The 13,923-nt window shown below is 37.5% G+C and carries 11 protein-coding genes and 1 pseudogene; 10 read left to right on the top strand and 2 right to left on the bottom strand.

Annotation, left to right across the window (positions count from 1 at the left end):
- Positions 1 to 54: 54 nt before the first annotated feature.
- The gene (locus CLO1100_RS19985; RefSeq protein ID WP_014313299.1) at positions 55 to 1,206 is read left to right on the top strand and encodes a stalk domain-containing protein; all 1,152 of its coding nucleotides are present in this window, start codon (positions 55 to 57) and stop codon (positions 1,204 to 1,206) included.
- 42 nt (positions 1,207 to 1,248) lie between these two features.
- Here CLO1100_RS19985 and CLO1100_RS08250 read toward each other — a convergent pair whose 3' ends face one another.
- Positions 1,249 to 1,794 carry a DUF6512 family protein gene (locus CLO1100_RS08250; RefSeq protein ID WP_014313300.1) on the bottom strand — a complete coding sequence of 182 codons (546 nt, stop codon included), beginning with the start codon at positions 1,792 to 1,794 and terminating at the stop codon, positions 1,249 to 1,251.
- Positions 1,795 to 1,987: 193 nt separating this feature from the next.
- Between CLO1100_RS08250 and CLO1100_RS08255 the strand changes: the two genes are divergently transcribed.
- From CLO1100_RS08255 to CLO1100_RS08275, 5 genes and pseudogenes are all read left to right on the top strand, one after another.
- The gene (locus tag CLO1100_RS08255) at positions 1,988 to 3,706 is read left to right on the top strand and encodes an ABC transporter ATP-binding protein (protein ID WP_014313301.1); all 1,719 of its coding nucleotides are present in this window, start codon (positions 1,988 to 1,990) and stop codon (positions 3,704 to 3,706) included.
- On the top strand, positions 3,706 to 5,574 hold the full coding sequence (locus CLO1100_RS08260; RefSeq protein ID WP_014313302.1) for an ABC transporter ATP-binding protein: 1,869 nt from the start codon (positions 3,706 to 3,708) through the stop codon (positions 5,572 to 5,574). Before CLO1100_RS08255 ends, CLO1100_RS08260 begins: the two co-directional genes overlap by 1 nt.
- 63 nt (positions 5,575 to 5,637) lie before the next feature.
- Positions 5,638 to 6,362, top strand: a pseudogene (locus tag CLO1100_RS08265) (SDR family NAD(P)-dependent oxidoreductase).
- A 77-nt stretch (positions 6,363 to 6,439) separates the two neighbouring features.
- Complete coding sequence (locus tag CLO1100_RS08270; RefSeq protein WP_014313303.1) at positions 6,440 to 7,081, top strand: NAD(P)H-dependent oxidoreductase; 642 nt, start codon at positions 6,440 to 6,442, stop codon at positions 7,079 to 7,081.
- A 497-nt stretch (positions 7,082 to 7,578) separates the two neighbouring features.
- A complete protein-coding gene (locus tag CLO1100_RS08275; RefSeq protein WP_014313304.1) occupies positions 7,579 to 9,273 on the top strand; it encodes a S8 family serine peptidase in 1,695 nt (564 codons plus the stop codon).
- A 69-nt stretch (positions 9,274 to 9,342) separates the two neighbouring features.
- On the opposite strand, the gene CLO1100_RS08280 is transcribed toward CLO1100_RS08275, so the two are convergent.
- Positions 9,343 to 10,971 carry an S-layer homology domain-containing protein gene (locus CLO1100_RS08280; RefSeq protein WP_014313305.1) on the bottom strand — a complete coding sequence of 543 codons (1,629 nt, stop codon included), beginning with the start codon at positions 10,969 to 10,971 and terminating at the stop codon, positions 9,343 to 9,345.
- A 172-nt stretch (positions 10,972 to 11,143) separates the two neighbouring features.
- Between CLO1100_RS08280 and cobU the strand changes: the two genes are divergently transcribed.
- The 4 genes from cobU to CLO1100_RS08300 all read left to right on the top strand — a co-directional run bounded on the left by cobU (position 11,144) and on the right by CLO1100_RS08300 (position 13,877).
- Positions 11,144 to 11,716, top strand: a complete 573-nt coding sequence (cobU, locus tag CLO1100_RS08285) for a bifunctional adenosylcobinamide kinase/adenosylcobinamide-phosphate guanylyltransferase (protein WP_014313306.1) — start codon at positions 11,144 to 11,146, stop codon at positions 11,714 to 11,716.
- A 21-nt stretch (positions 11,717 to 11,737) separates the two neighbouring features.
- Positions 11,738 to 12,490: an adenosylcobinamide-GDP ribazoletransferase gene (gene cobS, locus CLO1100_RS08290; RefSeq protein ID WP_014313307.1), complete on the top strand. Its 753-nt coding sequence runs from the start codon at positions 11,738 to 11,740 to the stop codon at positions 12,488 to 12,490.
- A gap of 44 nt (positions 12,491 to 12,534) precedes the next feature.
- On the top strand, positions 12,535 to 13,593 hold the full coding sequence (cobT, locus tag CLO1100_RS08295) for a nicotinate-nucleotide--dimethylbenzimidazole phosphoribosyltransferase (RefSeq protein WP_014313308.1): 1,059 nt from the start codon (positions 12,535 to 12,537) through the stop codon (positions 13,591 to 13,593).
- 98 nt (positions 13,594 to 13,691) lie between these two features.
- Positions 13,692 to 13,877: a DUF4177 domain-containing protein gene (locus CLO1100_RS08300; protein ID WP_014313309.1), complete on the top strand. Its 186-nt coding sequence runs from the start codon at positions 13,692 to 13,694 to the stop codon at positions 13,875 to 13,877.
- The last annotated feature ends 46 nt before the right edge of the window (positions 13,878 to 13,923 follow it).

Consider the following 13,923-nt stretch of genomic DNA (forward strand, 5'->3'; position numbering starts at 1 on the left):
TTAATCCAGATAGAATTATGTAAACTTCTTTCTTTTCTTATTTTGGAGGGTAAAATGTATAAAAAGATATTTTCTTGCTTCCTTTTATTTTTTCTTTTCTTTGGGATGCTTGCTCCCGGAGCTGCCATGGCAGCTGATACTACGGAACTTCCGACAGGTTCGATTGCATTATATATCGGAAGCAACAAAGCTTATGTAAACAATACGGAGAAATTAATTGATCCTATGAACGGGTCTGTTGTACCAATTATTCAAAACAGCCGAACTATGTTGCCTGTTAAATTTATTTCTGAAAACTATGGTTGTACTGTTCAATGGGATGGGGCAAACAGAAAGATTACTGTAAAATCTGGTGAGAACACTGTGGTATTGCAGATAGGTAACAAAACAGTGTATAAAAACGGAATAGGGTTTTTAAGCGATGTTGCTCCTTTTATAAAGGATAACAGAACTTATATCCCGGTGAAAGCACTGTCGGAAAGTATCGGTAAAAATGTATTCTATTACAGTAAACTTATTCTAATAAGCGAGCCGGAAACAACCTTTAACAGTGCGATAGACCAAACCCTTATTGGTGAAATGCTAAGCAAATATACAGAACAAAAGCTGACTATAGAGCAAATAGCAGCCTTTGATAAAAGTACAGTAATGATATATAGCTTAGATAGTAACAAAGTACCTTTTTCTCAGGGAAGCGGATTTTATATAGGCGAGGGGGTTATAGTTACAAATTACCATGTAGTCAAGGATGCAAGGAGCATTATCATAGAAACTGAAAATGGAAGCCAGTATGAAATAGCGGGCATGGTGGAATGGGATCAGACACTGGATTTAGCTATGCTCAAGACAAAACAAAAGCCTGATATGATTACGTTAAAGCTGGGATTTAACAAGACTTTGGTAAAGGGTCAGCAGATAGTAACCATAAGCAGCCCTTATGGTTTTAAAAATACTGTTTCAGATGGAATCATTAGCGGATTCAGAAAAGAAGGGGATGTAAATCTCATTCAGATTACTGCCCCAATTACTTTCGGAAGTTCCGGAAGCCCTCTTTTTAACATGTATGGTCAGATAATTGGTATTAATTCATCGGGAATGGAATCAGGCAACCTGAATTTTGCAATATCCGTCAATCACCTGTATAACTGGTATATGTCAAAAGTTGCAGGAAAAACATTCTATGAGATTTCAATAAAAAGTGCCTGAACTGTCATTAGTTCAAGCACTTTTATTCCTGTAAGGGCTGCTTTATATTCCGTATTTGCCATCAACTTTGTCAAAGAAAAGAGGAAGGTGCGGAGGTTGAAATGTCCAGTAAACAAATAATACACAAATGAGAGCAATAAGTAAAATTGAAAACCCGGCACCCAAACCCTCTGAATATCTGTAGAAATGAAGCCCCAGACACTGACCGATAATGCTGGCCAGAAAAAAGATAAATATGTCTACATAAAGTGATTGTAATCCAAATGCCTGGGTGTAAAAGTAGTAAAAAAACATCATTGAAAGTATTGAAGAAACAATGGATACTAATAATCCTGTAAACCATAGGTTGGCATCTATTCCGTATTTCTTTTGTTTTGCAATATAATAAACTAACCACCATAGTATAGTGGGGACCAGTAGCAGCTTTGTATGTTCCCACACACTTTCATTTACCGGGGAAATCAATCCTACTAAAACTTTTTGACCTGACCAATCATATAAAAAGTGAAAAATAGAACCTACTATGAATACAAACGGGATACCAATTAAAATCCATTTTTCAGGATGAGTAAACCTTTGTTTTTTCATAATGTCACAACCTTTCTTATTATTGCACTATTAAATCTATGGTAGAAAAAACTGGAATATGACATTTGTTTTTTCATAGGATTTCATATAATTGACATAACAGAACAGATTTATTATAATATGTTAGGGTTCTAACAATTAGGGTGCTAACTATTTGTGATATTTTTGTTTGAAACCTTTCAGGGGGTAGATTATGAATATTTACCGGAAATACTTTAAAAAGTACAGGTTTATGTTTTTGACAGCTGTGAGCTGTGTTTTATTTGAAGCGGTTTGTGATTTACTTCAGCCGGCTATCATGTCTCGTATAATAGACAGCGGAATTAAAAACAGCAGGGTGGACTCAGTTTTGAAGCTGGGGCTACTAATGCTTATCGTAACAATTTGTGGTGCTGGATTTGCGGCTACCAGAAATATACTTGCCAGCAAGGTTTCCCAAAGATTTGGGGCTGATCTGCGTTACGATGTGTTTTCAAAAATAATGAAGTTTTCGGAAGAAAGTGTAGATAAAATAGAAAGCGGTTCCCTTATTACAAGAATGACAAATGATACAAATCAGATTATGCAGTTTGTGAACGGTATGATGAGAATTTTTTTCAAAGCACCTTTAACATGTATCGGCAGTATAATACTTGCTGTTATTCTCAGTCCGTATATGAGTATTGTTCTGTTTTGTGCTATAGCCATAATTGCAATTCTTATTATAATCAGTATGAAAATGAGTTATTCTCGTTTTGCAAAAGTCCAAACTGCGATAGACAGGTTAAATACCACAGTACAGGAATATCTCCTTGGAATTAGGCTGGTGAAGGCTTTTGGACGTTTTAACGATGAAGAAAAAAAGTTTGATGCAGTCAATACAGACTTATTTCAAAAGAGTGTTTCCTCTCAATTGGTAGTTTCATATTTTTCTCCCGTCATGTCACTAACAATAAGCACAGGTATTGCATTGATAATTTATCTGGGTAGCATTTTATTCGGTAAAGGATATATTGAGGTTGGTAAGATTGCAGCCTTTATAAACTATATGATGCAGATACTAACTTCATTGATTATGATAACAAATATTTTCAACACTTTTATAAGGACAAAGGCTTCAACTGAAAGGGTTGTAGAGATATTAGAAAGTGAAGAAGACTTTTCCGGTTTGGATACTAAGGCAGTTTTCAGTGAAGGCAGTTTGGAATTTAAAAACGTTACCTTTGCATATCCTGGCGGGAGCGGTCTTCCGGCTCTGAAAAACCTATCTTTTAGGGTGGATGACGGTGAGACCCTTGCGGTTATTGGCCCCACAGGCTCAGGAAAATCTACTGTTGCATGGCTATGCCTTCATTTTTATGATGTACTGGAAGGGAATATTTATATTAATGGCAAAGATATTAAAGAGCTGGATACAAATTATATAAGAAATATTGTTGCACTGGCACCTCAAAAAAGTATACTTTTCACAGGTACAGTTTTCGATAATATAGCCTGGGGGATGCAGGAAACAAATGGTGAGAAGGTGCTAAATGCTGCAAAACAAGCACAGGCAGACGAGTTTATACAAAAAATGTCCAACGGGTATGACAGTTTGCTTGGACAGAACGGAGTTAATCTCTCCGGAGGACAGAAGCAAAGACTCTCAATTGCAAGAGCACTTGCAAAGGAATCTCCAATAATGATACTAGACGATTGTACCAGTGCACTTGATGCTGTTACCGAGGCAAAGGTAAGGCGGGCTTTACGAAGCACTGAGGATAAGAAAACCATTATTATGATAACTCAAAGAATTGGTACTGCGATGACTGCCGACAAAATCCTTGTTATGGATAATGGGATAAATGCAGGTTTTGGAAGCCACAAGGATTTATTGAATACTTGCAAGACCTACAGGGAAATTTACGATTCCCAGATTGGAGGCGACTTATAATGGCTGGTGCAAATAAACCCGGAAACATAGGCAATATGCCGGGCTTGGGAAACAGAATGGGAGGGCCGCCTCATCAGAGATTTCAACCCATGGCTAAACCCCAAAATAGTAAAGGCACAATGCTAAGGCTGATTAGTATGTTTGGCAAATGGAAAAGTTCGCTTATAGTGGCTACTGTACTTACTATAGTTTCAGCCTCGGTGTCACTTATCACGCCTTTTCTAATTGGAGAAGCAATAAATACATTTAATATTAAAACAGGAACTATAGATAAAAATATATTAACTATAATACTGACCGCACTTATTGCCTGCTATCTTGTGAGTTGGATAATAGATACTTCAAATGGTATTCTTATGGCAAGGGTTACTCAAAATCTTGTAAAAAGTATAAGAACGGACTTCTTTTCGAAGCTCCAGAGAATTCCTTTGAACTTTTATGATACCAGAGCCCACGGGGATACTATGAGCAGAATAACCAATGATGTTGACAACATCAGCAGCACAGTAGCTCAGACAACTACACAGCTTATATCCAGTATTTTTTCAATAACAGGTTCGTTTATAATGATGTTGTATTTAAGTCCTGTTTTAACCCTTGTTGCACTAATAACCATACCACTTGTTTTTATACTTACAAAAACAATAGCCCGGCACAGTCGAAAATATTTTAAAAGTCAGCAGAGTATGCTTGGGGTGCTTAACGGTGTAATTGAAGAAAACATTGTGGGATTAAAGATGGTTAAATCCTTTAACCGCCAGCAAAAGGTTTTGGAGGAGTTTAAAGCGGTTAACGGTAAGCTTTGCGAAAATTCCACCAAGGCTCAGATTTGGGCGGGTTTCCTTATGCCCTTTATGAATGTCATTAACAATTTGAGCTTTTCGTTTATTGCCTGTACTGGTGGAGTGCTGACAGTTAATAAAATATTAACTGTAGGTGTTGTAGTCAGCTTTCTAACGTATTCAAAGCAATTTGGTATGCCTCTTAACAATATTGCAGGAATGTTTAACACTATTCAATCAGCTTTGGCGGGAGCTGAAAGAGTTTTTGAAATTCTGGATGAAAATGAGGAGGCAACTGACAAAAACGATATAAAGGAATTTTCTGATATTAAAGGTAAAGTTGATTTCAGAAATGTATCCTTTGCATATAATTCGACACGCAAAGTTCTGAATAACATCAGTTTTCAGGTTAAACCGGGAGAAGTTGTGGCACTTGTTGGTGAGACGGGAGCCGGAAAAACTACTATTGTAAATCTACTAACCAGATTTTATGAGACTGATGAGGGAGAAATATTAATAGATGATACCAGTATTACCGATATTTCAAGAAAAGATTTGAGAAGTTGTTTTTCGGTGGTTTTGCAGGACACATGTCTTTTTACGGGTACAATAATGGACAACATAAGATATTCAAAGCCTGAAGCAACGGATGAGGAAGTTATGGAAGCTTCAAAAATGGCCCATGCCCACGAGTTTATTTCAAGGCTCCCCAAAAAGTATAATACACATATTACGGGAAGCTCCGATAATCTAAGCCAAGGACAGAGACAGTTGATTGCAATAGCAAGAGCTGTTCTGTGTAACGCTCCAATACTTATTCTGGATGAAGCTACAAGCAGCGTTGATACTAAAACAGAAAAAGAAATTCAGCTGGCATTACTAAAGCTTATGAAAAACCACACCAGTTTTTTGATTGCTCACAGGCTCTCAACAATACGTGATGCTGACAAGATTTTTGTAATAGGGAATGGCTGTATTCAGGAACATGGAACTCATTTTGAGCTTATGGATAGAAAAGGTATTTACTATAAAATGGTAATGAATCAGATGGGACTTGGCGAAAATTTTAATGGAGGTGTATACTGAATGAAAAACATTATTATAACAGGGAGTACCAGAGGTATAGGACGTTGCATGGCAATTGAATTTATGAAGGCAGGGTGCAACGTTACCATTTCAGGAAGAGGTGAGAGTATTCCTGAGGCAATTTCAAATGAGCTAAAAGAGTTTAAAGACAGATACATTTATGTACCCTGCAATGTTCACAGCATAAGTGATGTTGAGAATCTTTGGAGCCAATCTGCTCAAAAGTGGGGCAGGATTGACATTTGGATAAATAACGCAGGGCAGAATTGTCCACATGAATTTATATATAACACAGAAGCTCCTTATGTAGACAAACTCATTGATCAAACATTAAAGGAATGGTATATGGCTCACAGGTTGCGGCAAAAAATATGCTGAAACAGGGCGGAGGAAGAATTTATAATATGGAGGGTCTTGGTTCAAATGACATGATTCAGGTCAAAACTATTCTCTATGGTACATCTAAGAGGGCTCTGACATATTTCACACGTGCACTGGCAAAGGAACTGGAAGGAACTTCTGTTAAAGCAGGGAGGCTGTCTCCTGGTATGATGCTTACTGATTTTCTGACTAAAACACCTGACGGAGAAGCTTCTCCCGTGTTAAACGATAACAAATTTAAATTTATTTTTAATACTTTGGGAGATAAACCTGAAACAGTTGCAAAATTTTTTATACCTAAAATGCTTTCAGATACAAAAAATGATTCTCATATCGAGCGGCTGACTACTAGAAAATCTTTTGCAAGATTTTTATGTGTACCTTTTAAAAAAAGAAAACTGATATAGAGTTCAATATTTTTTAGTATATTTACATTTTATATGCAAATATTATAAATATCCAAAAAATCTTCGGGGGGATATTTATGAAAAAGCTGCTATACATTAGTGTTAATACAAAACCGGAAGAGATGTCTTCTTCAAAAACAGTTGCAAGAAAGCTCATTAACAGTATACTTGAAAAACATCCAAGTATGGTTTTCGAAGAAGTAGATTTGTACAAAGAGCATATACCACAGTTGAAATGCAGTTACTTTGAAAGCAGGAGTGCTATTGTAAATTCAGAGGCGTTGGCAAAGCTGCCTCAAGATGAACAGAATGAAGTAAACCAGATAATAAAGTTGTGTGATCAGTTCAGAGATGCGGACATTTACGTAATTGCATCGCCTATGTGGAGCTTGTCTTTTCCTGCTCCATTAAAGGAATACATTGATTGTGTTATCCAGTCCGGTAAAACAATTGCTTTTGATGAAAATAAGCCTTATGGTTTGCTAAATGATAAAGAGCGTACTTTTATATATGTACAATCGTCAGGAGCAAATATTCCATGGATTATCAGACCTGCTTTAAATAAGGGTTTGAATTATGTACACGATATTATGAGATTTTTAGGCATAAGCAAGTTTGAAGAGCTGTTGGTAGATGGAACAGGAACCACAGAACTTGAGCGGCAGGAAGCAATTGAGAAAGCAGCTTCAAGGATTGAAACTATGGTTGATCAAATTTAAGTCCTATCATAACATTACTAAATATTTCTTTTTACAACAGGGATCTTGTGAATCCCTGTTTTTGTTATAATCAAAATTCCATTCTTATTATAATAATTAGAAAAAAATCCCAAAAATTTGAAAAAACATATTGACATCCATATATTGGAAGTGGTATATTATTTTAAAGTGAATAAGGAAGCATGCTTTATTCATTTACTCTATAGGGTTATCCTGAGTGGTCAGGAAATATCTTTACACAACGTTGTGCAAAGCATAAACGTGAAGTATCTGTAAGTAAAATAAATTCACAATATGCCATTTTTATACGTATGATGCAAGAATGCAAGTATGTATTATTGCATAAGAGTTCCAAGGCAGCCGTGCTATTGGTTGGGTTACCATACAATTGCGCAGTTTTAATAATTATGTCATCAAATAAATTATGAGTCAAATTATGTAAATATGTGGCACGGTAAATTAAATAACTATAGCCAAAATAGAGGGGAGAGACATATATGAGAAAAAGTAAATTAGTAAAACTATTTTTTATTTTAACATTGGTGTTTACAATTGTAGGTACACAAACACTTACTTTTGCTAAGCCTTTAAACGAAGCAGCAAAATCCGAAAGTCCGGCATTTAAACTTACCAAAAGCCCCGATAGCAAATTATTTGTAAATCTTAAAGAGAAAATTGATGAATCTTCTGACGATGATGAAATACCGGTTACAGTGTTATTTAACAAAAAGCTCTCTGATACTGAATTTTCATCAATTGAAAAGCTCTTGGGTAATCCTAAGCTAAAGCATAAATTTGATATTATTCCCGGTGTTGCTCTAAACTTAACAAAAAAGCAAATAAGCCAGCTTGAAAAATCGGATTTGATTCAGCAGGTAGAGTATGATGCACCTGTTCATGCTACTCTGAACACTGCATCAAGCTCCTTTGGAGTAACTCAGGCCAAATCTGATTTTAATGTTAACGGTGATGCTGATAATGCTCCTACAACATATAGTACCAGTGACGTTGTAGTTGCAGTTATTGACACAGGTATTGATTCAAGCCATGTGGATCTTGACGGCGGTAAGGTAATAGCATGGAAGGATTGGGTCAACAACAAAACAACACCTTACGATGATAACGGTCATGGAACACATGTTTCAGGTATTGTCGCAGGCACAGGAGAGGGTAACTCAAGCTATAAGGGAGTTGCACCGGGTGCGTCCCTCATTGGTTTGAAAGTTCTGGATTCAGCCGGCAGCGGTACTATGAGTAACGTCACAGCTGCAATAGATTGGGCTGTAACAAACAAAGCCAAATACAATATCAGAATTATAAGTCTGAGCCTTGGAACTGATGCAAGTTCAGATGGAACAGATTCTACATCAGTTGCAATTAATAACGCTTTTGATGCAGGAATTGTACCTGTAGTCGCAGCAGGTAATGCAGGACCGGGAAAGGCAACTATAGGTTCCCCGGGAGCAGCATCAAAAGCTTTGACTGTCGGTGCTTTTGCAGATGTGGGAGAAAAAGGTTTCTTCCTGGCGGATTTCTCCAGTAGAGGTCTGACAGCTGACGGTAGAGTAAAACCTGATATAGCTGCTCCAGGTTATCAGATAACATCTGTACAGGCTAATTCAACCAATAAATACATAGCATACAGCGGAACAAGCATGGCAACACCTTTCACATCAGGAACAGCAGCATTGATTCTTGATGCAAACCCAAGTCTTACAGCATCACAGGTTGTAAATATAATAACAAGCACAGCTCAGGATTGGGGTCCTGCCGGGCAGGATTTGGATTATGGTTTTGGAAGACTGGACGGTTATGAAGCAGTGAAGAAAGCAGGTAATTTTACAGGTACCGGACCTTCCGTTCCAAACCACATTTATAAAGCAGAATCATTAGCAAAAACCAATACTTACGATGAATATACAATCTCTATACCTAACACAACATATCCTATAGCTATAACATTGATTCACCCTAACTGGTCATCCTCTCAGGATTTTGACGTATATCTATACAATCCTAGCGGAACAGAGGTTGCTTCTTCAGAAACAGCAACCAGACAGGAAACAATAAGTTATACACCAACTACTGCAGGAACATACAAGATAAAAGTGCTTTCATACAAAGGAAGCGGTTCATATTTCTTTGATGTAAGCTCCAGCGCAGCAACTATTACCCAGACTACTAACCAATAAATATTTCTTAACAAAAAACAGCGGAGAGTTCCTCATTTTGGAACTCTCCGCTATTTTTTTACCCCAAGCTTATCTTGGAGGTACAGGTGTCGGATTCTGAATATTAGTCGGTGATATTGTAAATCCTCCCGGATATTCCAGTAAAGCAGCTATTACTCTTGTAGCTTCTGCTCTGGTAATTGTTTTTTTCGGTCTGAACGTGCCATCCGGGTAACCTGAAAGAATATTATTCATTGATAGAACAATGATTGATTTATTTGACCATGAGTTACTTTCAGGACTTACGTCAATGAAAATTCTTTGAGAGAAATCTACAGTATCGGGAGTGAATAGTATCTTGTCACATACTACCGCAAATTCCTCTCTGGTAATTTTTCTTTCAGGATAAAACAGGTTCCCTGAATATCCGCTGAATATGCCCTTTTCCTTTACGATGGCAATTTGTTTTGCTGCCCAGTGAGTTTTAGTGTCTGCAAAGGAAGCAGTTGCGGTCTCATTTTGAAGTCTAAGTGTTTTTACAAGCAATGCTGCGGCTTCGGCCCTGGTAAGACTGCCGTCAGGCACAAAACGCTTGCCGGGCATACCACTGACAATACCTTTTTGAAACAAATCTATAATGTAGCTTTGTGCCCAGTGGTTTGATATATCTATAAATGGTTTACCAATGAGCCACTGGCTGTAATTATTCCAGAAACGCTGCGGTTCTTGCCCCAATGCCCAGCTACCTGCACCCAAAAGGTTATATTTTGAAACAAGGGATAGCTTTTTTTCTAGAGAAGTTTCATCCTCATACCAAATATCGTAGGTACCGGCTGAAAGTTTGCTACTTCCCCAGATAACCGCATTATCTGTTGAAGTTACTGTCACAGTTGCACGGGCACATTGGGAGGTACTGTCATACCAGGTTGTGGATTTGCAGGTTGATACCAGACGTTCAACGTCAGAAACAGTTACTCCGTAGCCGCCGCTTGTTGAACCCTGCTTCCAATATCTCCCGTAAAATGGTATTCCTAAAACTATTTTCGTAGAAGGAACATATTTCAGTGCATAGTTTACACTTTTTTCAACAAAAGAAAAGCTGGCCACCGCTCCCGGTGCACTTCCGGTGTAATGTTCGTCGTAAGCCATTATGAATACCTGATCGCAAACGGTACCTAATGCGGCGTAATCGTAGGAACCCTGCCAGCCAATAGTTGATCCCCACGGATTAGCAGCGACACATACGGTCAGTATTTTGGTTTTTGGCATATAAGAACGTAAAAGTTTTATAAAAGCTGTATATGAATTACGGTCTGATTCGGTAAGGTTTTGAATGTCTATATTTACACCGTCACAACCAAGCCGTACAATTTCGGCACTCAAACTGGCTACAAATGAATTTTGATTGGTCAATGCAGCTCTGCCAAGGGATCTATCCCAGTTATTGCTTAGGTAGGGTACGACTTTTATTCCACGTGCGTGCATGCTCTCCACAAAAAGAGGGTCCACTTTTATGGTATTTTTTAAAGTTCCGTTACTGTTAATTTCAAAATAATCAGGAGAAACTGTTGTTAGATTTGTACCGGAACGATTAACATTATTTATATAGGTCGTTGTGTTTCCTGCATATAGGTAACTTATGCTTTCATAAGCGGAAGTGCTTGTCTGAAAAAGGAATAAAAATATAAACATTGATATAATACATTTTTTTAGTCGCATGTTATTTCCTTTCCAATATTCGTTTACATATAATATGTGTTACATTTAAAAAAATAAACATGCTGGACTTATGAGAAACTAGTTAATAAGTTACTTGACAGTACTGGCAGTAAATAGTTTATAATTTTAGGTATGCATTTGGAAATATTGGAAGTTCATTGGGAGGACAAATATGGAATCAGAAGTTTCAAGCAGTATTATATTAGTAACAGGCGGGGCAAGAAGCGGTAAAAGTACATATGCAGAAAAGTTGGCTAAGGAATACGGTAAAGATGTTCTGTACGTAGCAACAGCAATACCTTTTGATGATGAAATGAAGCTAAGAATAAAAAAGCACAGAGAGCAACGGCCTGCAAATTGGGAAACTGTTGAGGCTTATAAAGACATGGATATATTGCTTGAAGATAAGTGCCGAAATAAAAAAGCAGTTCTTCTGGATTGTATCACAGTAATGATTACAAATATAATGTTTGAAGTATGTCCTGATTTTGATAAAATTGTTCAAGAGGATATGATTGCAGTGGAAGAGGCTGTTAATATTCAAATGGAAAGACTTATGGTCGTTGCAAGAAATTCAGCGATTCCATTTATTCTGGTTACAAATGAAATTGGAATGGGTATAGTGCCGGATACTAAGAGCGCAAGACTCTTCCGTGACATTCAAGGCAGAGTAAATCAGAAACTTGCATCCGCTGCTAAAGACGTTTATTTGTGTGTGTCAGGCATTCCTGTAAAAATAAAATAAATCATGAAAGAAGAATAAAAAATGATAATTTTAAAGCGTTTTTTACTTTTGCTTCAGTTTATGACTACAATTCCTATTCCTGTGAATCAGGATGTAGGCGATGAGGATTTTGGCAAGGGACTGGCCTTAGCACCGTTGATTGGTTTGTTAATAGGAGGGGTGGTTGCGTGTGCAGGTTATGTTCTGAATATGTTTTTTGCTCCCGCTATATCTGCCGTACTTGTAGTTATTACATACATACTATTAACCGGAGGAATTCACCTGGATGGCTTAGGTGACACCTTCGACGGTATTTTCTCCAACAGACCTAAAGAGAAAATACTCGAAATTATGAGAGACAGCAGGGTAGGAACATATGCGGTACTGGTTACTGTTTGTATCTTAGGGCTGAATGCGGTACTAATATATTTTATGATTTCAGCTCATATGTATTTTACTCTGGTACTTATGCCTGTAGCAGGAAGAATAGGCTCTGTTGTTGGAGCAGCCGTTTCAGAGTATGCAAGAAGCGAACCGGGGTTGGGAAAATCCTTTATTGATTATTGTGGATTAAAAGAGCTTATAATAGCATTGATAATCAGTATTATAACATTTTTTTCTTTTAGAGGATTTACGGGTGTTTTTCTCTGCATTTTCATGTTTTTATCAGCAGTGTTGCTGGTTAAATTTCTGGGTAGAAAAATCGGAGGTGCGACGGGAGATGTTCTCGGAGCTGTCTGTGAATTAAATCAGACCATATTTTTAATAATATCGTATTTACTGGTATTTCGTTAATAATTCTTAATTTTAATAATAGATAATTTGTGGGGGGATAAATTATGACTTTTATAGAAGCATTGAATGTCATAGGAGAGCTTGATATTAAAATGATACAGAAGGCACAAAAAAGATTGGACAGCCTGACGAAACCTTTGGGAAGCTTGGGCCGTTTGGAAGAAATCGTGAAACAGCTTGCAGGAATAACCGGAGAATTGTTTCCTTGTGTAAAAAATAAAAAAATCATAATAATGTGTGCAGATAACGGAGTAGTTGAAGAAGGAGTCAGTTCATGCCCTAAAAGTGTTACTTCTAGTGTTACACAAAATTTTCTGAAAGGCTTTACCGGAGTGAATGTTCTTTCAAGACATTCGGGAGCTGATACCTTTGTTGTAGATGTTGGTGTTGATGATAATATTGACTGTCCGGGAATATTAAGCAGGAAAATAAGAAAAGGTACATGGAATATTGCTAAAGGTCCTGCGATGACAAGAGACGAGGCTATAAAAGCTATCGAGACGGGAATTGAAGTTGTAGGAATGCTGAAGGAACAAGGAGTAAATCTCCTTGGTACTGGTGAAATGGGGGTAGGAAACACAACTACAAGCAGTGCTGTAGCATCTGTACTTACCGGATACGAGATAGGTGAAATGATAGGCAGAGGTGCAGGCCTGACCCAGGAAGGTCTTATCAATAAAGCAGAAGTTATAAAGAAAGCAATTGATGTAAATATGCCTGATCCATCCGATCCTATAGATGTACTGGCAAAGGTCGGAGGGTTTGACATTGCTGCACTTACCGGGTGTTTCCTTGGAGCAGCTGCCTACAGGCTTCCTATTATGATTGACGGATTTATCTCGGCTGCCGCAGCTTTGGCGGCTATAAAAATAAAGCCTGATTGTAGAAATTTTATTCTTCCTTCACATGGTTCTGCTGAACCGGGAAACAAGAGAATAATGGAAGTACTTGACATGACTCCCATGCTTATGCTGGAAATGCGTTTGGGAGAGGGGTCCGGGGCTGCGCTGGCATTCCATGTTATAGATGCTGCTGTTGCAGCCTACAATGAAATGGGGACTTTTGGCGATGCGCAAATTGAACAATACAAACCATTGGATTAGGCAATTAAAGTTAAATAATTGCAAAAAAATGGTAATAGAGTATAATATATATATAGCTTTAGCTGAGTAAGGTAAATTATCGGAAAAGAGGGTCGTTTATGTTTGAATATAAGTTTGTACAGGCAACTTTAGGAGGTTTTTTTACTGAAGCTAATCACCACGAAATAATAGATAAATATGCTAAAGAAGGATGGAGATTGGTGCAGGTTCTACCTATGTACTATAATTCACATGGAAAACCAACTGATTATGAAATAATATTTGAAAGGGAAGTAGGCAATTAAAAGACAAGTCGTTCTGACTGGTCTTTTTTTATTGAGTAGAAATTTG

It is taken from the genome of Clostridium sp. BNL1100, assembly GCF_000244875.1.
In the GTDB taxonomy this organism is placed as follows: domain Bacteria; phylum Bacillota; class Clostridia; order Acetivibrionales; family DSM-1351; genus Ruminiclostridium.